This window comes from Bacteroides sp. RTP21281st1_H5_RTP21281_210402 (assembly GCF_040918965.1).
Lineage (GTDB): Bacteria > Bacteroidota > Bacteroidia > Bacteroidales > Bacteroidaceae > Bacteroides > Bacteroides congonensis.
In genome coordinates, this window is record NZ_JBCOWR010000022.1 from 1 (window position 1) to 19410 (window position 19410).

15 protein-coding genes and 2 pseudogenes are annotated in these 19410 nt (G+C 44.5%); 2 read left to right on the forward strand and 15 right to left on the reverse strand.

All coding sequences use genetic code 11. From position 1 onward, the window contains the following. Positions 1-637: pseudogene (locus AB5443_RS22050) on the reverse strand (IS66 family transposase); the annotation flags it as partial. A gap of 69 nt (positions 638-706) precedes the next feature. Continuing rightward, a pseudogene (gene tnpB, locus AB5443_RS22055) lies at positions 707-1000 on the reverse strand (IS66 family insertion sequence element accessory protein TnpB); the annotation flags it as partial. A 705-nt stretch (positions 1001-1705) separates the two neighbouring features. Between tnpB and AB5443_RS22060 the strand changes: the two are divergent. Both AB5443_RS22060 and AB5443_RS22065 read left to right on the forward strand, forming a co-directional pair. Beyond that, complete coding sequence (locus AB5443_RS22060; RefSeq protein WP_073347787.1) at positions 1706-2176, forward strand: hypothetical protein; 471 nt, start codon at positions 1706-1708, stop codon at positions 2174-2176. Between the two features lie 504 nt (positions 2177-2680). Then, complete coding sequence (locus AB5443_RS22065; RefSeq protein ID WP_277132557.1) at positions 2681-4045, forward strand: ATP-binding protein; 1365 nt, start codon at positions 2681-2683, stop codon at positions 4043-4045. 63 nt (positions 4046-4108) lie between these two features. On the opposite strand, the gene AB5443_RS22070 is transcribed toward AB5443_RS22065, so the two are convergent. From AB5443_RS22070 to AB5443_RS22130, 13 genes are all read right to left on the reverse strand, one after another. Then, positions 4109-4891 (reverse strand): metallophosphoesterase, encoded by a 783-nt coding sequence (locus AB5443_RS22070; RefSeq protein WP_277132555.1) that lies wholly within the window; start codon positions 4889-4891, stop codon positions 4109-4111. A gap of 6 nt (positions 4892-4897) precedes the next feature. Further along, on the reverse strand, positions 4898-5785 hold the full coding sequence (locus tag AB5443_RS22075; RefSeq protein WP_277132553.1) for a nucleotidyl transferase AbiEii/AbiGii toxin family protein: 888 nt from the start codon (positions 5783-5785) through the stop codon (positions 4898-4900). Next, positions 5782-6363, reverse strand: a complete 582-nt coding sequence (locus AB5443_RS22080) for a type IV toxin-antitoxin system AbiEi family antitoxin domain-containing protein (RefSeq protein ID WP_277132551.1) — start codon at positions 6361-6363, stop codon at positions 5782-5784. Before AB5443_RS22080 ends, AB5443_RS22075 begins: the two co-directional genes overlap by 4 nt. 110 nt (positions 6364-6473) lie before the next feature. Next, complete coding sequence (locus AB5443_RS22085) at positions 6474-7109, reverse strand: HAD-IA family hydrolase (RefSeq protein WP_368114474.1); 636 nt, start codon at positions 7107-7109, stop codon at positions 6474-6476. Between the two features lie 77 nt (positions 7110-7186). Continuing rightward, on the reverse strand, positions 7187-8071 hold the full coding sequence (locus tag AB5443_RS22090) for a TraB/GumN family protein (protein WP_195405957.1): 885 nt from the start codon (positions 8069-8071) through the stop codon (positions 7187-7189). A gap of 34 nt (positions 8072-8105) precedes the next feature. Continuing rightward, the gene (locus AB5443_RS22095) at positions 8106-8618 is read right to left on the reverse strand and encodes a C40 family peptidase (RefSeq protein WP_195406042.1); all 513 of its coding nucleotides are present in this window, start codon (positions 8616-8618) and stop codon (positions 8106-8108) included. A gap of 95 nt (positions 8619-8713) precedes the next feature. Further along, a complete protein-coding gene (locus AB5443_RS22100) occupies positions 8714-9418 on the reverse strand; it encodes an ABC transporter ATP-binding protein (protein WP_022139893.1) in 705 nt (234 codons plus the stop codon). Positions 9419-9453: 35 nt separating this feature from the next. Continuing rightward, the gene (locus AB5443_RS22105) at positions 9454-10947 is read right to left on the reverse strand and encodes a DUF5687 family protein (RefSeq protein ID WP_277132543.1); all 1494 of its coding nucleotides are present in this window, start codon (positions 10945-10947) and stop codon (positions 9454-9456) included. A gap of 22 nt (positions 10948-10969) precedes the next feature. Next, complete coding sequence (locus AB5443_RS22110) at positions 10970-13807, reverse strand: M16 family metallopeptidase (RefSeq protein WP_368114475.1); 2838 nt, start codon at positions 13805-13807, stop codon at positions 10970-10972. Positions 13808-13888: 81 nt separating this feature from the next. Continuing rightward, complete coding sequence (gene kdsA / locus AB5443_RS22115) at positions 13889-14689, reverse strand: 3-deoxy-8-phosphooctulonate synthase (RefSeq protein WP_368114476.1); 801 nt, start codon at positions 14687-14689, stop codon at positions 13889-13891. A gap of 16 nt (positions 14690-14705) precedes the next feature. Continuing rightward, positions 14706-15632, reverse strand: coding sequence for a diacylglycerol kinase family protein (locus AB5443_RS22120; protein ID WP_368114477.1), 927 nt, complete (start codon positions 15630-15632; stop codon positions 14706-14708). Between the two features lie 57 nt (positions 15633-15689). After that, positions 15690-16610, reverse strand: a complete 921-nt coding sequence (gene miaA, locus AB5443_RS22125) for a tRNA (adenosine(37)-N6)-dimethylallyltransferase MiaA (protein WP_368114478.1) — start codon at positions 16608-16610, stop codon at positions 15690-15692. Between the two features lie 121 nt (positions 16611-16731). Further along, positions 16732-19386, reverse strand: a complete 2655-nt coding sequence (locus AB5443_RS22130; RefSeq protein WP_368114479.1) for a TonB-dependent receptor plug domain-containing protein — start codon at positions 19384-19386, stop codon at positions 16732-16734. Positions 19387-19410: the final 24 nt, after the last annotated feature.

The window sequence follows — 19410 nt, forward strand, 5'->3', positions numbered from 1 at the left end:
GTATACTTTCCGACGCATTGCTGTGAGGGTGTGCCATTACGGGCATGGGAGCAGTCATGATACGACCGTCGGCAAGCCGGTATTTAGGGCGGATGATGCGTCTCACATAGAATCGCGCAGGGCTGACGGCATATTGTTCGCTCACTTCCTCCCCCAGCTTTGTCGCTCCCTCCAGGGAAAGACCTTCCGGCATGGGAATGATGATTTCCTCACGGGGAAGGGACGGGTCGATGGGCTTACGGGCGTGGGGAGTAATCTTTTTGGTGAAGCTCTTACGGAAACGGTTGTAACCATTCTCCGATTTGACAGATTTCTCAGCTATTTTCTGTTCTTCCGCTACCGGGTCATTGACATCGGACGGGGATTCGAAACAGATGCTCAATTGGCTGGCATCTTCGGGAAGATGACGTTTTTCACTGGATTTACCCCATAAACGGCGTGTCAAGTCAGCCAATTTCCATCTCAAGTCAGCTATGACGGCTGTACAGGCTGAGATTTCCCCGGCCTGGCGGGAATACTCCCGCAAAGAGGCTTCGTATTTTCTCTGAAGTTCCGCATGCTCCTTTTCAAGACGTTCACGTTCCTTGCGCAACTCTTCGTACTCTTCCAAAGTAAGGGTAATGACTGGTTCTTTCACTGTATATCCACTTTTTTATTATGTGGCAAAGTTATCAAAATAAAGCTGTACGGCTTATAGGAGGGGAGATTACTTTTCAACTGTTTTCCGATACTTTTTAACTGTAAGCAGTTCATTCAGGCGATTCCAGGAAATTTGAAGAAAATCCCTCTTCCGTTCGTTCTTTTTCAAGAGGAAAGAACCGTGGTTCAGACGACGGCATTCCAGACGGTATTCGTCGTCGCACCGATAAAGGATATGCAACCTGCTACGGGAACGGTCAAGAAAAATATGGCAACTCTGCTCTGACACGTAAGAACCCGTGTGCCGGATGACCTCACCACAAAGACCGTCAATTCCTTTATGGAAATTACAACCTTGGGGATAAAGGTAATAAGACTAGAAAGGACTGCTACGGAAAAGACCAAGACCTAAAGGGAGAAGTAGGTCCTGAGGGGAATGGATACCAAGACTGGAAGCCGATACTTTATAACGACGACCACCATCAAATATGAAAAGAACAGAATCAAAATGATTAGACTCAGACAAGAGACTACGCAGCTTTTCACTTTCATTAGAAAATACTAATACTGAACACATAATGGATTAAGATGATTATGAAGTCACAAAGGTAGGAAGGAAAACAAGGGAAACAAACACGCACAAGGCCGAATGCTTACTTCCAAGTAATGAAACTTTTAGTTTCAAGTGTATGAAACTAAAGTTTCAAGCTGATGAAACTGGAGTTTCAGGGTAGGAAACTATAACTCAACTGTAGCCTTACGACTTTTCTTAGTACACGGGAGATTGATTGTCCTATAGCTAAGTCAAGAAAAAGGCAAAGTTTTATTCTTATACAATGTGATTGTTTTAAAAAAGATAGTATATTTGCAATACCTAACATTCTACCTCGCAAGCGGTGAACCTGCTTCAGATTCGGTAGCGGGCATTTTTATGCCTGCTGCTGTTTGATGATATGCGGTTTCGTCCCCCGTGGGGAGCATTAATGTGCCCCCAGCTTGCGAGAGTGTTAGGTAACGGGTCAGGCGGAACCGCTCTTTTTTTCTGCCTATTTAATACCTTATTATTATGGATACAGAACACACTATGTGTCCCGAAGTCACTCCGGCAGATACTGTCGTCGACCAATCTGCAGAATCTCTTTTGACGGATTCTATTTCAGCAGAAGAAATGACCGCTCTAAAGGCCTATTTTGAACGTTTTGCTCAAGAAGTGCTTTCCTCTTCCCGATGTAAACTTAACCCGGGAGATGATTTACCTCACTATCTTTTCCGTAAACTGGAAAAATCAAAAGCATTATTTTCCAGTTTGGAGCTTCCGTGGGAACGTTATATTCCGATACTTTATCAGGCTTTTTCGCTCTATTTCATCCATATGAACGAACCGAATACCCGCCTGAAAGCACTGAAACTTACTTCAGAACTGATGTCTGCCGTGGTTCTTCTATCACAATCCGGTCGGTTGATAAGCCAATTAACTACTTTTTGTCATGAAGAGTCCGGAATGTTGAAGAAGTGGATGGATGAAAATAAAAAGTAATCCATCTAATCTACTTTTTGGGTATTGCTATATCATTTATTGGATGTAAATAGGTCATTTATCAGCTATTAATACTTGACTTCTCAGCTATTACTAGTTGGGATGTCAAGTATTAATAGCTGAGATGATAACTGTTAACATCCTGTGAATCAAGCATTATTGTTTGGAGTTGCAGTCGGGAAGAGTCGGTGATGTATGAGAGTAACTTTTACCCTCATAGTTACCCTCATAGTTGCTCTCATAGCTGAAATGTCGATGAATAAAGGGATTCAGGTAAAATATGAGAGTATGAGGGCAAAATTGCTATAAACTTTTTTTCGTAGGTGCAGGAGAGTCGAATTGTAGTCTATAACAGTCCATAAGCCAGTTACGGAAAGTTAGTGCGAGATTTATAGATGTTGGGTATAGAAGATAATGAAGAAGAGAACTCAAACGAGAAAACAAGTAAGATGTTTGTTATTATGGAGTAGAAACATTATTTTTGTATTCTATAATGTTTTAGCTATGGAATTTGTAGATCGGATTGAAGAACAAAAACGCCTTCAAAAGGCGTTGAACGGTGAGAAAGCTGCATTTGTCGTTGTATATGGCAGACGCAGGTTAGGAAAGTCTACCTTGATAAAAAAGGTGCTGACTCCAAATGATGTGTACTATATGGCCGACCAAACGGAACGTGCGCATCAAATCAGCCTGCTTGCCAAAGAAATCGGCATGGTAATGCCGGATTTTGATAAGGTGGTATATCCCGATTGGGAAGCATTGCTGACTGCTCTTAACCATCGGACGCAGGAGCGCTTTTCACTCTGTTTGGATGAGTTTCCATATTTGGTTAAGAGTTCTCCCGAACTTCCTGCCCTGTTGCAAAGATTGATAGATTCTCGTAGCCTGAAATATAACTTAATTATTTGCGGTTCTTCCCAACAATTAATGCAAGGGTTAATACTTGATGGTAGTGCCCCGCTGTACGGACGTGCAGACCAGATGCTAAAACTATCTCCTATACATATTAAGTATTTACAGGAAGTATTGCATTCGGATGCTGTGAGTACGGTGGAAGAATATGCTGTGTGGGGAGGTGTACCCCGTTATTGGGAACTGCGGTTGCAGGATGACGGCTTGCAGGAGTCGATAGCTTACAATATACTCAATCCGTTGGGTACACTGTACGAAGAACCAATCCGTCTGTTTATGGATGATATGCGGGATGTAATTCAGGCGTCGACCCTTCTCTCTGTGATTGGGAACGGTGCCAACAGATTATCGGAAATTGCCGCACGCCTGGAAAAGCCGGCTACTCATTTGTCTGGCCCATTAGAGAAACTGCGCCAACTGGATTTCATCGAACGGGAGATTCCTTTCGGTGAGAACCCCAAGAATAGTAAGAAGAGCTTGTATAAAGTAAGTGATCCGTTTATGGATTTCTATTTTCACTTTGTGGTTCCCAACCGTTCGCTGATAGAACTCGGACGTTCCGGTTTTGTGACGGATGTTATCCGTTCGCAATTCTCCCGTTATGTATCTGCCTGGTGGGAAAAGCTATGCCGCCAGGCTGTCAGTGGCGGAATGATCGGTGGAGAGATGTACAATATTGCCGGGCGTTGGTGGGGGAATGTATCGAGGGATGAAGCTATCGAACTGGACGTAGTGGCGCAAAGTATGGATGGCAAAAGACTCTTGGTAGGGGAATGTAAATGGACGGAAGGGGAAGATGCGGACAGGCTGATCTATGAACTGACAGCCAAAGCCCGGAAACTCCCTTTCCTGAAAGAACAGGAAATAGTTCCGGTATTATTCTTGAAACAAAAGCCGCTTCGTGAAAGTGACGCTTTGGTGATGACACCCCAGCAAATTATTGATGCCATCGGCTAAATAATAAATTGAAGTTTCGCAAGTGGCTCAACTTGCATCTGAGGCCTTGTCAACTATCAATTATTATAACATTAGTTTCAACTCTGTCAATTCCATTATATCAAGCATTCTAAACCGGCAGTTCCCAATGATGTCATGCCAACTGCGATGAAAGTGTCCGTAAAACCAATTCGTCACATCGTGTCCGTTGACAAGTAGATAAGCGTAAAGTTTATCCATTGTCGCACGTTCTTCCGCGATGTCGGCAAATAGTGTTTCGTCATTCTCTGCCCATTTCTCCAACCCGATTTTGTTGATTGGTTCGCAAAATGTTGGTGATGTATGGGTGACAACACTGTCTACAACGTATCTCTTCGTGATTTCATCAAGAAGAGTTTTATCATAAACTGGCTTTTCGTCAGCCCAATACAGATTACGAGCGAACGGATTTGGTGTTATATGGTGGTAGTTCGGGTTACTAATCCGATAGGATCTGTCTATAGATACTGCTCCTCCTACACACAATATCGTGTGACCACAAGCTCGTATAATAGAGTAGTCCGGGACGGTCATGAAACGGTTGTGCGTTATCTGCCCGGAGACGAAGTAGGCAGGGTTGTCATGATTGCCACGAACCATAACAATCCAGTTGTTGGATTTCGCGAGTCTTTCTCTGTTCTTTGTGTACACATTCTCGTAAAAGTCCGGGCGATTAAAACCGAATCCGCAGTCACCGGCTACAATAATGAGCGTGCCGGTCATGCCGTATCTTACACAGCATTTGTGAACAAGTGTGTTGAAATCACCGTGGATGTCGCCTGACACCACAATGTTTTGAGCTTCAGGGAATGTGTATTCAGCTGTCATAGTAGCTTATGATTCTAATGCTTTTTCTCTCCAATATTTTATGAGCATTCCTTCCAGACGTTCTCTAATAGCGTCCATTACTTTGGTGAATGGTATCTGTTCTTCCCATTGAATTTTCTTCAAAAATGTCGCCCAACGGTTTAGTCGTCCCTTGTCTGTCACAAAATCTTCGCTAAAGAGTTTCAAATCCGGGTTTGGTTGTAACTTACGGTTGTCAAAAGTCGCTTTTATGGCATTGTACAACACCGGATCATCAATTTCGCGTGTCGTTATAATCTGATAGCAATCAAAGAAATCCTTCATGCGGCTGTTTGCCACATCCCGGTCAATCATCGTGTGAAACTTCTCGGCAATAACCGTTTCGATGGAATATGCCTGAATGTTGATTGGCGGCAGTGTAGGTAGAAGTAACGGGAAATCTATGGATGCAGGAGATGGGGTGACTACATCACCGAAGCCGATATCCATCGTCATATTATGCACAATGGTATCCATGTGAGCTGTCACGAAAAAACGTGTGCCGGGATATTGCTTTTCTATTGTAATCGGTTCGGAAGTCAGGCTCTTGATATCAAATGTTACGCCGTCCTCATCGCACTCTGTACTAAGAATCTCACGAAACACAGACTCAAGATGTTGACGGTCACGACTGATTTGCGTTGCCATAAAATCAATATCAATGGTCGGGCGTGTATCCAAGCCGTCCATAGCATAGAGCAGTGACCCGCCCTTTAGTAAAAAATTGTCCTTATAACGGCTTACCGATACCCGGTAAAGTAGTCGTTCGTTGAAATATCGTGCTAGCAGATACATATATCGGTAGCCGGTTTCATTCATCAGATTGAGCAGCCTCGATTTCACCGACTTTGCATGATTCTTTGCCGATTTTGTCATTCTATCGCAATTTCAAGATAATTATTCAATATTTTAGTAACCCGCAGTCGTTCTGCATAATCCATAAGACGACTGAGGTTACGTTCTTTCTTTCGAAGGTAGGTTCTGATGATTTCAGCGCACAAATCCAGACCTATCTTATTGCGATATTTTACGGCATCGCATACACTACGTTCGAGGTCGGTCATGCGTACCTGGTAGTTGGAGATTTCCACATCAACGATTCCAAATTCAAGATTGCCGGCTTTCCAATAATATAGGTTTATTGGCAATCTTATTGGCAACTTCACTTTCCGTTTAGCCTCGATTGCTATGCAAAACGATGGCGGCACAGTCGTTGTCAATTGATAATAAGCCCATGCACTATAGAGGCACAGTACACCTTGTGGTACAATGCGCTCAACGTCAATCATTGTATTGAGTATGGCTATAGGCACGGCATAGACACCTTGCCGCAGTCTGATGAGTTCTCCATGTTCTACGGCACGTAATATCCGCTTGTACTCGGCGCGGTCGGTAATCTCATCCATCGTCACCACTCCGCCCTTGGCTGCTACTATCTCTGATATCTTTTGCATAGACTTGTTTATTACCATTCATCTGTAAAGGTAATCATTTTATTAATATTGGGTATAAATCTACGGATAATATTTGGAATATCCGTAGATTTATACCCATGATGAATGGTCTAAACCAACTCTCCAAGATTTTTCATTATCATCCGATGCGGATACGCTTGAAATTCTTCTTCGGTAGTCATCCCGTTGAGCACCGCTGCAAAATCCACTCCTGCATTCCGGGCAGTTTCTGCATCTACAGTGCTGTCTCCGATATACAATGTCTCTTGTGGCGTACTTCCCAAATGTTCCAAAGCGAACCGTACCCCTTCTGGTGAAGGTTTCGCGGCTTTTACATCTTCTCCGCCTACTATAATATCAAGGAAATCTTTTGGTAGATATTCTTCGAGGAAGCTCAATATCCGAAAGCGATATTTGGTAGAGATGATTCCGATGCGGGCACCCCGTTGCTTCAACTCTTTCAGGGTAGATAACGTGTCGGGGAAGAGACGTGTGTTTACATTCATATGAACATCGGCTTCCTTTCTGTATTCCAGTCGGAAAGTTTCAAGCTGTGCCGGGTCGGTAACTCCGGTCAGGATACTGAAAGATTCTTCCAGTGTTTTGCCAATAGTGCGTTTGATGGCTTCATCGGTAACGGTTAAATACTGGTGGCGGGTGAGCACAATTCTGAAACACTTGACGATACCACGTGACGAATCGGCTAGTGTATAGTCGAAATCGAATAAATAGGTTTTGTAATTCATTGGGGAAAACTTTTCCGCAAAAGTACTAAATACTTTTCTTATTTCGCAGGTTCTACTCTTATTTCGCAGGGCTACTTTTATTTCACTGGTTCTACCGTATATCCTTGCTTTTTTAGTAGGTTTAGCAATCCTTTCTCGCCGGGAAGGTGCAGGGCGCCGACAGCGACAAAAGTCGGAGCTGTCTTCATGATAGCCGGTAGCTTTTCCGCCCATGCCTTGTTGCGGTTATAAATTAGGGCATCTTCTTCACCGGGAGTCGGGTCGCATTGGTTGCCTTTGCGTTCTTCGCTGAGTCGAAGCATTTCATTCAAATCCTGTTTCATGTAGGCGTTGGTGAGTTTCTTCAGGTTTTCCACTTCAGAGTCGATGTTGTTAAGCGTACACATCAACAGTTGTGCCTGACGTTGTAGTGAATAGCCGTTGAATAGTAGGTTGAATTGAAACTCCGCAGTCTCCAGACCGTCTACTTTCTTACCGTTCTGCATGGCTTGAGACTGGAAGAAGGTGTCGAGTTGTTCCTGTGGATTGAATTTGCCGATATGTTTCACGTAAGCTACCACTACTACATTATTCAACAGGAAGGCAGGTTTTAGTTTTGGGGCTGCACTTAAATCTATCATCAGGTTCTCTTTACAGAATTTGTTGGCAGTTGCGAAGTCTTCGGGCGACAGGAGTGAAGATAGCGTGCTGTCATTGGCAATCATCATGGCCTGCTGCATCTTCTGCATGGTAGCCGGCGATTGCATTTCGGACATTTTTATCTCTCCATATACCTGTTGGGTTTCATTCAGTGCTTTTTTGAGTCCGGCAATGCTGTCCATGATGCTGAACGGAGCGAGGTGATGTGTACCTATGATATAAGACGGTTGTTCCATCCCGTTGCCGGATACTTTCCACAAAAGTTGCGCATTTGCGCTGAATGCCACACAGATAAATATGACTGCTCCGATAAATGACTTCATAATGATATATTATTTAGAGTTGATGATTTGATGATTAACGTATTCTGCCACCGCATATCCAATGCCTGCTATAATAATCTTCGCCCAACCTGCTGACGATTACTCCCCGGCTCGTACTGGAATGGATGAACTTCCCGTTCTTCAGATAGATGCCTACATGGGCTACTTTCTTTTTGGAACGGTTGCTGCTGAAGAATACCAAGTCACCTTCTTTGAGGTTACGCTTGGCTATTTTATTGCTTTTGTCTTTTAGTTCTTCCGAGTTTCGCGGCACTTGGATACGGTACACTTTCCGGTATATTTGATAGACCATGCCTGAACAGTCAGTTCCTCTTTTCGAGTCTCCGCCACCGCGATAAGGAGTGCCTATCCAGTCGGCTGCTTCCAGGTAGAGTTTGTGGTTGTCCTCAAGATTAATATCTACGCCTAACAGGATAGAAGCCCGTGCCAATGCCTGGTAATCCAAACGAGGGGCGGACGTGCGGCAGGAACTAAGAATGGCGGTCAGTCCTACCAGTAAGAATATTAGTCTGAATTTTGCTTTCATCATCTGTACTTAACTTATAAACAGCAAAAGTAACTCATAAATAGTCAAAAGTAACTCATAAATAGTCAATCGTAACTTGTAAATAGTAAATCCCCTTACTCTTCCACATTGAAATAAGCTTCGAGCTCTTTCTCTGCTGAATTGTCCTCATTGATAATGTCACGGATGATAATCCCGTATTCCAACAAAGCAATTCGCGGACATACATCTACCGTATGATTCAGGTTATGGCTGGAAATGATAACCGTTGCCTGGTGTTCTTCATTATACTTTTTGAGCAGATGCTTGATGATGGATTGCGAACTTGGGTCGAGGAAATTGAAAGGTTCGTCCAATATCAATAATTGCGGATAATGAAGCATGGCGGAGATGATGCCGATTTTTTGCTTGTTGCCCGCAGAGTAGTTGCGGATTAACTTCTTGTTTCCTATTACTTCCCCGTTCATGAAACGTTCGAAAGGAACGAGCCGTTCGTCCACTTCTTCTTTCTTCAATCCGTACATCTTTCCGATGAAATAGAAATATTCTTCCGGAGTGAGATAGTCTATCAGAAAACCATCGTCGATAAAAGCACCGGTAAAGGCTTTCCAGTCTTCACTTTGGCTGACGTCGATGTCGTTTATAACCACTTTTCCATCGTCCGCTTTCAGTAAGTCCAGCATCAACCGGAAGAGAGTCGTTTTACCTGCACCGTTGTTTCCTACCAATCCGAGCATATCGCCTTGATTGATTTCGTAGTGTTCTATGTCTACGGCAACCTTCTCACCGAAATTCTTTTTAAGTTTGTCAATGGTAATCATGATTTTCTATGTTTATATAGTTAATGCCCATGCGCCTATTGGCGGCTGTCTCTGAAACCTTCCATATTTTCATACCGGCGTTTCATAAAGCGGCGATATACATTCTTTATCCATAAAGGAGACGTCAGGGTAAATCCAAGACCGATAGCCAACAGGATAATATAAGTAACCGTTTCACCTAAAAGTGCATTTAATATACTGTACAAGATAAGCGGCACGCCGAAAGCTCCAAAGTTAACCAACATTTGTATGGCGCTGTTGGTTTGGCGGCTGGTCACTTTCTCGTTCAGCGTTACTGTCTGTTTATTGTAAACCGCCAGTTGGAAGAAACAGAAATAGATGAAGCCGATGGTATAGAAAAACCAGGCGAAAGCGCCTAGTAGCGTTAGTTTATTCATGACAATAGCGGGAATCATTAATATAAAAGGAATGATTTCGCCGATACTATATGTGTAATATTTAGCTTTCAGCAGGCTCATTATAGATTCTTTGCGGGACATCAAGCCGTCAATGTAGTTCCCTTCGAACGACATAATCTGCGAAAGGATAATCATGCCGAACACGGCGAAGTTATAGACACAGATAAAAGAAGTCATGAAGTTTCCGTCGTAGACGCTGGAGAAACTAAGTGCGACGGAGAAGGCTACGACTACAATACCGACGCTGCGTAGCGAACCTTTGCATCGGCGGTTACGTAAAAGCATTTTCAGTTCCAGTCTCATGTATTCGCCAACTTCTCCGTAGCGTTCGAAGAATTTGTATTCGGATACATGTTTGATTTGACTGTCATCTACTTTTGCTAACTCTGCATAGATAAGCCCGGACATAATCTTGCGGTTAATCAGCCATAAAATGACGATGACAAGTATAGTGCCGAGGAAATAAAGGATATTTCCCTGGATATATCCGTCGCCCAAGTCCATAAAGAAATAGAAGAGCGGGCTATCTTTGGGAATAAAAAGAAGGCAGCCTATTCCACCGTAGAAAGCGATGGGCAATAGAAGCCACCAAATACGTTCGTTGATAAGTGTGCGGCACAATAAGTACCAGTAATTGTTAGCAAGAATCAGCAGCAAGATACCGATAAGATAGGTGATGACACCGAAGACACCAAAGTACTTGGTAATGGTAATGAAGGAAAAAGGGACAAAGAGAAACAACCAGAACAGGTTGAACAGGCTAAGCCCGGAGCGGATAAGAAGGAAGTCGATGACACGGTTTCGTTTAACCGGCAGCAAGAGGTAAGGTTTTACCTCTTGCGTCGGTGTTTTTTGAAACGGAACACGCATCAGGAAGTCGAGTGCCAGGATGAATATCAGGACGACAGCGTTCATTACATGATATGGTTCCCGGTTGGGAACCATATCTGAAAATCCGAACGCGAATGTCGTACCGAAGAATATCAGGTAACCGGCCCAGAACGCGCCCATGACATAACCGAGTATTTTAGCTACTTTGTTCTTTTCATACATCGGATGCCGTTTGGCGGCGAGCCTTCCATGTTTGCGTAGTTCGTTGAGTATCATCATTCTGTTGATATGCTAGAGAATATTATTTGCTTTCTTCCGGCATAGTCATAACGACTTGGATTTCGTTGTTCTGTTTCAGCAGCTTGGCAAGGAAATCCTGAACTTCTTTTGCTGTGATGCTGTTGACCAACTTTTCATAGTCTTTCGTATTGTCGATGCCGGTGTAGAAGAATTCGTCCAGATTATTGAGCCAGTAGCCGTTTTCTTTCTGAGCATCCTTGTACTTCTTCAACATATATTCCTTAATCTTCTGCATGTGTTCGGCAGACGGGCCTTCTTTAGCCATCTTGTTCAACTGTTCTACAACAACGGCAGACAGTTTTTCTGTCTTGGCAGGGTCAGTCTGGAATACAATCTGAAGAACTAGTTCCTCTTTCGGATATTTGCTGAGGCTTCCGCTACAGTTCACGCCGTATGTGCCGCCTTCTTTTTCACGGATTTCCGCAGTGTAAACCATATCCAAAGCCTGGTCGAGGAAACTGAGTAGGATGTTGTTGCGCAAGTCATATTTGCAAGTGCCGCTGTAAAGGAACATGATGGTAGCCATCGGGGTTTCCTGTTTCTTGGCAAATTCATTCTTATATTGTCCCTTGCGGATATCCATCTTGTTATCCTTGAAAGTCTCTTTACGGTTGATGGAAGGCAGGCTTCCCAAGTACTTGGCGATTGCCGGTTTCATGGATTCCAAATCTACATTTCCTACCAGGTAGAAAGTGAAGTCGCTTGCATCCTTGAAACGGTCTTTGTACATTTCAATGATACGGTCATAGTTGATTTGGTCTACCATGCTTTCTCTCATCTTGATGGCACGCGGGTGGTTACCGTATAAAGCACGTGTCACTGTATCGCTGAATGCTGTCATCGGGTTGGCGTCCGCATTCTGGAGTTGCGCTTTCAGGCGGTTCTTGTAAGATTCGAATGCTTCGTTGTCCTTGCGCGGAGAAGTGAATGTGAGGTAAGTGAGCTGCATCATTGTCTCGAAATCCTTCGGAGAGCAGCTACCGGAAATAGTCTCGGTCGTATTGCCGATACCTGAACCTACAGACGCACGTTTGCCGGCAAGAGCCTTGCCAAGGTCTACTTTGCTGAAGTTACCGATTCCACCTACCAGGGCTACGCCGTTCAACTGTGAAATATTGATGATTTCTTCGTTCGGGAATACGCTTGTACCACCGAAACTTACACCTTTCATCATTATCTGGTCTGCTTTGAAATCAGTCGGTTTCACATATACCGTCACACCGTTGGAAAGTACGAGTTTCGTACTGCCGTATATATCTCCGGCTTTTTCAGATACGATTTTTCCGCCTTTGATATCTTCGGAGATTAGCGGTTCGTTGGAAACCTTGTCTTCGTAGGGCTTCAAGTCGAAAGACTTCATCTCTTTCAGCAGGGCTGCGATTTCTTCCTTGGCAGGATATTTCACGCCTTCTTTTTCGGGGCCGGCAAGCAGAACCACTTGATTGTTGTCCGTGATAAGCTGTTGCATAAGTTTGTTGATTGCATCTACCGGAATGTTCGGAGCCATCTGATTGACAAGCATATATTCAAATTCGATGCCCGGAATCGGTTCTTTATCGAGGAAGTTGCTCACGTATTCGTCAACGTATGCACCGCTCTTTGTCTTTTCACGTTCGTTGTAAGCGGATTCTACGGCTTGCATATAGTTGGCGCGTGCACGTTCATATTCTGTAGCCGTGAATCCGAAGCGGCGTGCGCGCTCGGCTTCTTCCAGTACAGTCTTCATTGCCAGGTCGATACCGTCTATTTTGCTGCTTGCGCTCAGGCTGAATGCTTCTTTCGTTTTGGCAAGGAAGAATTCGCCGTATCCTGCTCCTGCGCTGGTGAAAGGTGGGTTGGCTGTCTGGGCAAGTTCATTCAGGCGGTTGTTCAGCATATTCATCGCCATGCTAAGCATATATTGGGTAGCGTAATAGGCGATGGTATTCTTCATGGAATCAGGAGTAGCGTCCTGTTTGAAGAAGATATTTACAGAAGGATTCTTCACTTCCTTGTCAGTTCCGATGTAGATAAGCGGTTCCTGATTGTCCGCTACCGGATAGTAGATACGTTCGGCAGGATTTACAGGAGCTTTCACATCGGCGAAAACCTTCTTCAGTTTCGCTTCTATCTCGTCTACGTTGATGTCGCCGACGATGATAATTCCCTGTAAGTCTGTGCGGTACCATTTCGCGTAGTAGTCGCGGATATCCTGATAAGGGAAGTTGTTGATAACGTCGATGCTTCCGATAGGCATACAGTCAGCGTATTTGGAATCGGGGTACAGGGTGGGTTGCGCGTCTGTCATGATGCGGAGCATACCGCTGTTGCGGCTTCTCCATTCTTCACGGATGACACCACGTTCTTTGTCGATTTCCTTGTCGGCAAGGTTGATGGCATTAGACCAGTCGTGCAGGATAAGCAGGCAGGAGTCAATGACATTGACATTCTCTGTCGGCACGTTGCTGATGTTATATACAGTCTGCTCGACACCGGTGTATGCGTTCAGGTTTGTTCCGAACTTGATACCTTTGGTTTCGCACCAGGGCACGATACCCAGTCCGGTTTCGTCACCCGGGAAGTGTTTGGTTCCGTTGAAAGCCATGTGCTCCAGGAAGTGAGCCAGACCGCGTTGTTGCGGTTCTTCGAGAATAGAACCTACTTTCTGGGCGATGTAGAATTCTACACGCTTTTCCGGAAGTGCGTTGTGCCGGATGTAATAAGTAAGTCCGTTGTCCAACTTGCCGATACGGACATTCTTGTCCACGGGCAGTTGTTGCATGGGTTGTGCAAGTACGGGCTGAAAATTGCAGCATATAATAAGGACTGCAATGAATAATCCACGTAATAAATGTTTCATGTTCTATTTAATTTAAATAAATGTTTCTGAGTAATTTGTCGTTGTATTTGTCTGCAAATCACAAATTGACAGGAAAAAACGTTATTTTATAGCTTCACGTATGCGTACCAACTTGGTAAGCAGGCCTTCCAACAAGTCTAATTTGAGCATATTGGCACCATCGCTCTTGGCTACGGCAGGATTCTCATGTGTCTCGATGAAGATTCCGTCAACGCCTACGGCTACACCTGCTTTGGCGACGGTTTCTATTAGTTGAGGCATTCCGCCGGTCACTCCGCTGGTTTGGTTGGGCTGTTGCAATGAATGGGTGACATCCAGAATGACGGGATAACCGAATGTCTGCATTTCGGGGATGCCGCGATAGTCGACTACTAAATCCTGATAACCGAAAGTTGTTCCGCGTTCGGTCAGCATGACGTTCTTATTTCCGGCTTCCACCACTTTATCGGCGGCAAACTGCATAGCCAACGGGGAGAGGAATTGTCCTTTCTTGATGTTAATCGTCTTTCCGGTCTTGGCGGCTGCAACCAGCAAATCTGTCTGGCGGCAAAGGAAAGCCGGAATCTGAAGGATATCCACATATTCGGCTGCCATTTCAGCTTCTTCCGCGCTGTGAATGTCTGTCACGGTAGGGACTCCGAAGGTATCGCGTACCTTTTGCAGTACTTTCAGCGCTTTCTCGTCACCGATACCTGTAAACGAATCCAGACGCGAACGGTTTGCTTTGCGGTAAGACCCTTTGAATACATAAGGAATCTGCAATGTTTCGGTGATTTTTACCACTCGTTCGGCAATACGCATTGCCATCTCTTCGCCTTCTATTACACATGGGCCGGCCAACAGAAAGAAGTTGCCGGCAGGATTGTTTTTAAGTTCTATCATTTTCTTACTATTATTATCAGTTTGGAATAATAAGTGTTGTCTTTTCAGGAAGTATGCCCACTTCCAAGGGGAAATGCTTCGGCAATATGCGTCCGTCCAAATCCACAGAAGCATTTTGTGCCCGGAGTACTTTCACTTTCTTCGTCCGGTAGCTTTTCACTACTTTATGGTTCAGGATTCTTCCCTGAATCAGCATCCACAGACCGGAGATGATTTGAAGAAATTCAGGACGGTAGATTACGGAAACATCCAGCCACCCGTTATAAGGAACGGCACTCGGAGTCTGTCCCCAGCCCCATGCACTGCCCACACATACCGTCATGATACGTCCGCGTATATGTTCGTCATTGATACGCAGGTGCATCCTGTATAGTTTCCGTTCAAATATCAGTGAGAACAGGGCGGCGACATACGTCAGGAATTTCACCCCCCAGAAACGTTTCGTCTGGTCGGTGATTTTCACGATACGTGCCCCCAGTCCGATATTGACGGCATTGAGGAAGTAACGGCGCTGATGCTCTTTTCCATCATAGAAATTGCAGTATCCTACGTCTATTTTCTTCAACCGGTGATTGATAATGCAGTCTACCGCAGGTTTATATTCAGTACTGAGTCCCCAATACCTGGCGAAGTCGTTTCCGATACCGTTCGGGATAAAACCGAGAGCGATATCATTTTTGTCTTCGGCATCGGATAGCATAATACCGTTGATGGCATCATTCAAAGCTCCGTCACCGCCCACAACGACAATCGTTCGATAGCCATTATTTGCTAAAATCTTGGCAAGACGTTCTACTGAACCGAAACCCTCGGATTGCACATAGTCATAGTCAACACCTTTGCTGTCCATGTACTCCTTGATTTCTTTCCAGCGCTTCTTTACCTTTCGGGTACCGGCTTTCGGGTTATAAATCACACCCCATTTCTTCGGTTCTACACTCATATCCGTATTTCTATCCTACTGTATTAAAAATCTCATTATAAACAACTGCCAAAGATACTAATTCCCTTCCAGTTTTTCTTTTACAAAGGCTATCTTTTCTTCCATCGGCAGTCCGGCACTCACCCAATGGATGGTAAATCCTCTTCTTTCCATACCGCGAAACCACGTCATCTGCCGTTTGGCAAACTGATGGATGGCTATTTCCAAACCGCTGAACATCTCTTCATAAGTCAATTTCCCTATGACATAGAGTGTCAGGTATTTGTATTCCAGCCCATAGTATATCAAATCATCCGGCGCGATACCTTGTTCAATCAACCGCCGTACTTCATCCACCATACCTTCATCCAGGCGTTGCTTCAGCCGTCGGGTTATCTTTTCACGACGCAGTTCCCGGTCGATATCTACACCGATAATAAGGCTGTTCAACTCCGGAAATTCCCGTTCGGGCACAGGATGGGCGGCATAATATTCCTCAATCTCTATGGCACGGATAGCCCGTTTCACAGTATCTACGTCAGTAGAGTTGTGTAAGGCTTTATATTGACTTAATATTTCCGTCAATTCTTCAAGCGAATGATTCGCCAAACGAGCCCGTAATTCCGGATTCTCCGGTACAGGCATGAGCTTGTATCCTTTCAGAACGGATTCGAGATACATGCCTGTACCACCACATAAAACGGGGAGACAGCCTTTTTGTTTGATTGATTCGTAAGAAATCAGGAAATCGCGTTGATATTCAAATACATTGTATTTATATCCGGGCTCGGCAATATCAATCAGGTGATAGGGGATAGCACGTCCGTTTACCGTATAGTCGGCGAGGTCTTTTCCTGTGCCAAGGTCCATTCCCCTGTATATCTGACGGGAATCGGCACTGATAATTTCCGTGTTGAGTTCATAGGCCAAAGCAGCGGCAAAGGGAGTTTTACCCGAGGCTGTGGGCCCGAGTATGGTGATTAAATCATAGTCCGGCATAGCTTCATTCTTTTATATCTGCAAAATTACGAAATATTTTTTTACCCGCTTGACATTCAGATGCTTTTTTATCAAGATTAGAGGGCTGGAAATTTGCAGAACTATGTTATATTTTAAACAGCTATTTGTTTATCGTCTGTATTATCCGGCATGCCTTGCCGTTCTTATCTACCCCCTCTATGGTTATATCTTCCGGTGCAGTGCTGTCCGGAGTATAATATTCGATGGTTGCTTTTCCTTCTGCGTTTAGTTGTAGTGACGGATTCCAATAGATAGTGCTTCGTAAGTCCGTGCGCTGTGCGTCCTTCTTTTCGGGAGTATCGTAAGCAGGTGCATAGAATTCAACCGAATCACTGTATCCCAGTGGCGTGCACGTAATGATACCTTGTGCGGGTTTTGCGGGAAGGTCTTTTCCATCTTTTAATGTAATGACGATGGCACCGGCCGAACCGCGCGAACCTAATATTGCCGCATCTGCCCCGCGAAGAAGGCTCAAACTTGACATATCGCTGGTTTGTATCATAGTCAATATATCGTTGTCGTCTTCATAGACAACATCGTCAATGACAATGACAGGTTGTTCGGGGTTATTGCGGATGTGAATCTCGTTTCCGTTGGTCACGCTGACTCCCGGCAGTCTGCTGACTGCATCGAAAGCTGTCTGTGCCCCGTAGTTTTCGAGTTTGTCTCCCTCGATAGTGTAGGTGTTGATTCCACCGGTATAAATACTTTCCGAACGGGGCTTGGCGCGATTTCCTGTGATAAGCACTTCTTTCAGATTATACACTCTCATTCCGCCTTCCATATAATACTGGTCGCGGGTGTTGAGTAAATAGTCTTCCATAAAGGTTGCCGTTCCGTCACGGAAAGGGGATTTATGCGAGGTCACAGGATATTGGGGAGTGTCGATTTCTATATCTACTCCGGCAAATCCTCTTTTCGTACGTGCCTGAACAAGGAAAGTTGTACTGTCTCTGAAAGATGTGTTCACGATGAATTCTCCTTTCTCGTCCGTAGTAGTGGTGGCAATGATATTCTGCTTGGGAGCTAACACGCAGATAGGCCCTTTCTTTACATTACTTCCGAAGAAACCTTTGATTCGTCCGCTGATGGTTTGTCCCTTTTCCATATAATTGGTGAGATTCAGTGAAGGGGCGGCCAGTACGTTATTGATGTGATGTCTGCGCCATCCGTGAGTCATCATCAGGAAGTCAAGTGTTCGCAGGGTTCTGGGGTCTTGATGAAGAAAATAATATCCGGGGTCTTCTATATATCCTTTCAAATCGGAAGTCAGCAGCAGATTTGATACGATATTATCTGCGAGAGAATCCGGCTGGATGCTTCTCCTGTCGGTGATGCTGATGGAGAAATTGCCTTCTATGGGGTTACCGTTAGTATCTTTTGCTGAAATTTGCAGGGATACTTTTTCTCTTTTCCCGTATGTCGGTTTATCGGGTTGGATTTGCCATTGATGGGGATTCCGGTCGGGCACAAAGACCAAGCGTTCGCTGAGTGCGTTTCCTTGTTGGTCGATGAGCATAAAATGGGTAATGCCTGCGGTGAACAGGCTGTCATTCATTTTTCCGAAAGTCCTGCCGGTATTGATTGGTTGGAGAATTGCCAGTTTCCCACGGGTATGTGCGAGCAAAAATAATTTTTGCGGCCATTCGGTAGTCTCCGTTTTCTGAATTTCATAGCGTATTTCCTTCTTGTAATGTGACATGGAAAGCCCGATTCCTCTTTGTTCTACAGCAGGCAGGTCAAACCGCTTGCTGATGCCGTCATTGGTTTTGGCCATCACATAGTAGGAATTTCCGCTGATTGGATTTAAGGTGAAAACTCCCATACCGTCGTGTTCTGAACGGAAAGCGGTCAACGTGTCTCCTTTGGCGTCAAACAGGAATCCTTCTATTTCTTTCGAGAATCCGTCTGTCCCCTGAGCTTTGAAAGCTATGTTTTGATGAGCGACAGCCAATAAGGCGCCACCTTCCGGGAAGAATTGGACGTTGAAGTCTTTGTTGAATGAAGGCAGATAAAAGGTTTTCTTATATATATACTGCGGATCGTCGAATTCGACCTCGATATGGCGCGTTGCTGTGGGCTTTAAATCCGGTAAGGAGATGGAAATCAGTCCGTTTTCGTCTGTCTTTCTTTTGCCTTTGTCTTTTACTTTGCCATTCTCGATGTAACGGTAGCGGACGGTCGTATTTTTGAAGGCTTCTTGTGTATTGCTTGTGAATTTTACTTTTGAGGTATAATGCGTTTCGTCTTCCTGTTGGTATTCAATGTTTGAAATGATGGTATTATCAATGGAATTACCGATTTTCAGGTTATGTGAATAAAAGAATTCCGGTTCCTGGTTGAGCATCCAGTTGCTGTATGCCCGCAGATAATAATCACCGGCAGGAAGGGTGGGCGGGAGAGTAAAGGCATTGTGAAAGCCTAAGGAATCTCTGCGAATCTTTTTCCGTTCTACGATAGAGTCGGAACGGTTGATGAGTTCTGTAATGATGAAATTACTCTGTGTGTTATCCTGGTGCGTGACCGCATTTACCAAATATCCTTTGAACCATAGTTTTTCTCCGGCTCCATAGTATGGCTTGTCCAGGTGCAGGTACAACTTTTCCTGAGGTACATTTTTCAGGAGATTGAAATACGCGATGATCGTATCTTGCATATTTTGCGCGGATGCAGATAACGAAAACAGGCTTGAAAGTATTCCGGCACAGAAAACCCTCAAACCTTTATCTATAAGGAACGTAGTTTTACTTTTCATATCATATATTGCCTTTGTGAAAAC

What these genes read in the sequence shown, in the direction of transcription:
- AB5443_RS22105 (WP_277132543.1), bottom strand. Translation starts at nt 10,947, where the DNA reads ATGATGATACTCAACGAACTACGCAAACATGGAAGGCTCGCCGCCAAA.
- AB5443_RS22120 (WP_368114477.1), bottom strand. Translation starts at nt 15,632, where the DNA reads ATGAGTGTAGAACCGAAGAAATGGGGTGTGATTTATAACCCGAAAGCC.
- AB5443_RS22085 (WP_368114474.1), bottom strand. Translation starts at nt 7,109, where the DNA reads ATGAATTACAAAACCTATTTATTCGATTTCGACTATACACTAGCCGAT.
- miaA (WP_368114478.1), bottom strand. Translation starts at nt 16,610, where the DNA reads ATGCCGGACTATGATTTAATCACCATACTCGGGCCCACAGCCTCGGGT.
- AB5443_RS22100 (WP_022139893.1), bottom strand. Translation starts at nt 9,418, where the DNA reads ATGATTACCATTGACAAACTTAAAAAGAATTTCGGTGAGAAGGTTGCC.
- AB5443_RS22080 (WP_277132551.1), bottom strand. Translation starts at nt 6,363, where the DNA reads ATGCAAAAGATATCAGAGATAGTAGCAGCCAAGGGCGGAGTGGTGACG.
- AB5443_RS22070 (WP_277132555.1), bottom strand. Translation starts at nt 4,891, where the DNA reads ATGACAGCTGAATACACATTCCCTGAAGCTCAAAACATTGTGGTGTCA.
- AB5443_RS22095 (WP_195406042.1), bottom strand. Translation starts at nt 8,618, where the DNA reads ATGAAAGCAAAATTCAGACTAATATTCTTACTGGTAGGACTGACCGCC.
- kdsA (WP_368114476.1), bottom strand. Translation starts at nt 14,689, where the DNA reads ATGATAGAACTTAAAAACAATCCTGCCGGCAACTTCTTTCTGTTGGCC.
- AB5443_RS22075 (WP_277132553.1), bottom strand. Translation starts at nt 5,785, where the DNA reads ATGACAAAATCGGCAAAGAATCATGCAAAGTCGGTGAAATCGAGGCTG.
- AB5443_RS22060 (WP_073347787.1), top strand. Translation starts at nt 1,706, where the DNA reads ATGGATACAGAACACACTATGTGTCCCGAAGTCACTCCGGCAGATACT.
- AB5443_RS22110 (WP_368114475.1), bottom strand. Translation starts at nt 13,807, where the DNA reads ATGAAACATTTATTACGTGGATTATTCATTGCAGTCCTTATTATATGC.
- AB5443_RS22130 (WP_368114479.1), bottom strand. Translation starts at nt 19,386, where the DNA reads ATGAAAAGTAAAACTACGTTCCTTATAGATAAAGGTTTGAGGGTTTTC.
- AB5443_RS22065 (WP_277132557.1), top strand. Translation starts at nt 2,681, where the DNA reads ATGGAATTTGTAGATCGGATTGAAGAACAAAAACGCCTTCAAAAGGCG.
- AB5443_RS22090 (WP_195405957.1), bottom strand. Translation starts at nt 8,071, where the DNA reads ATGAAGTCATTTATCGGAGCAGTCATATTTATCTGTGTGGCATTCAGC.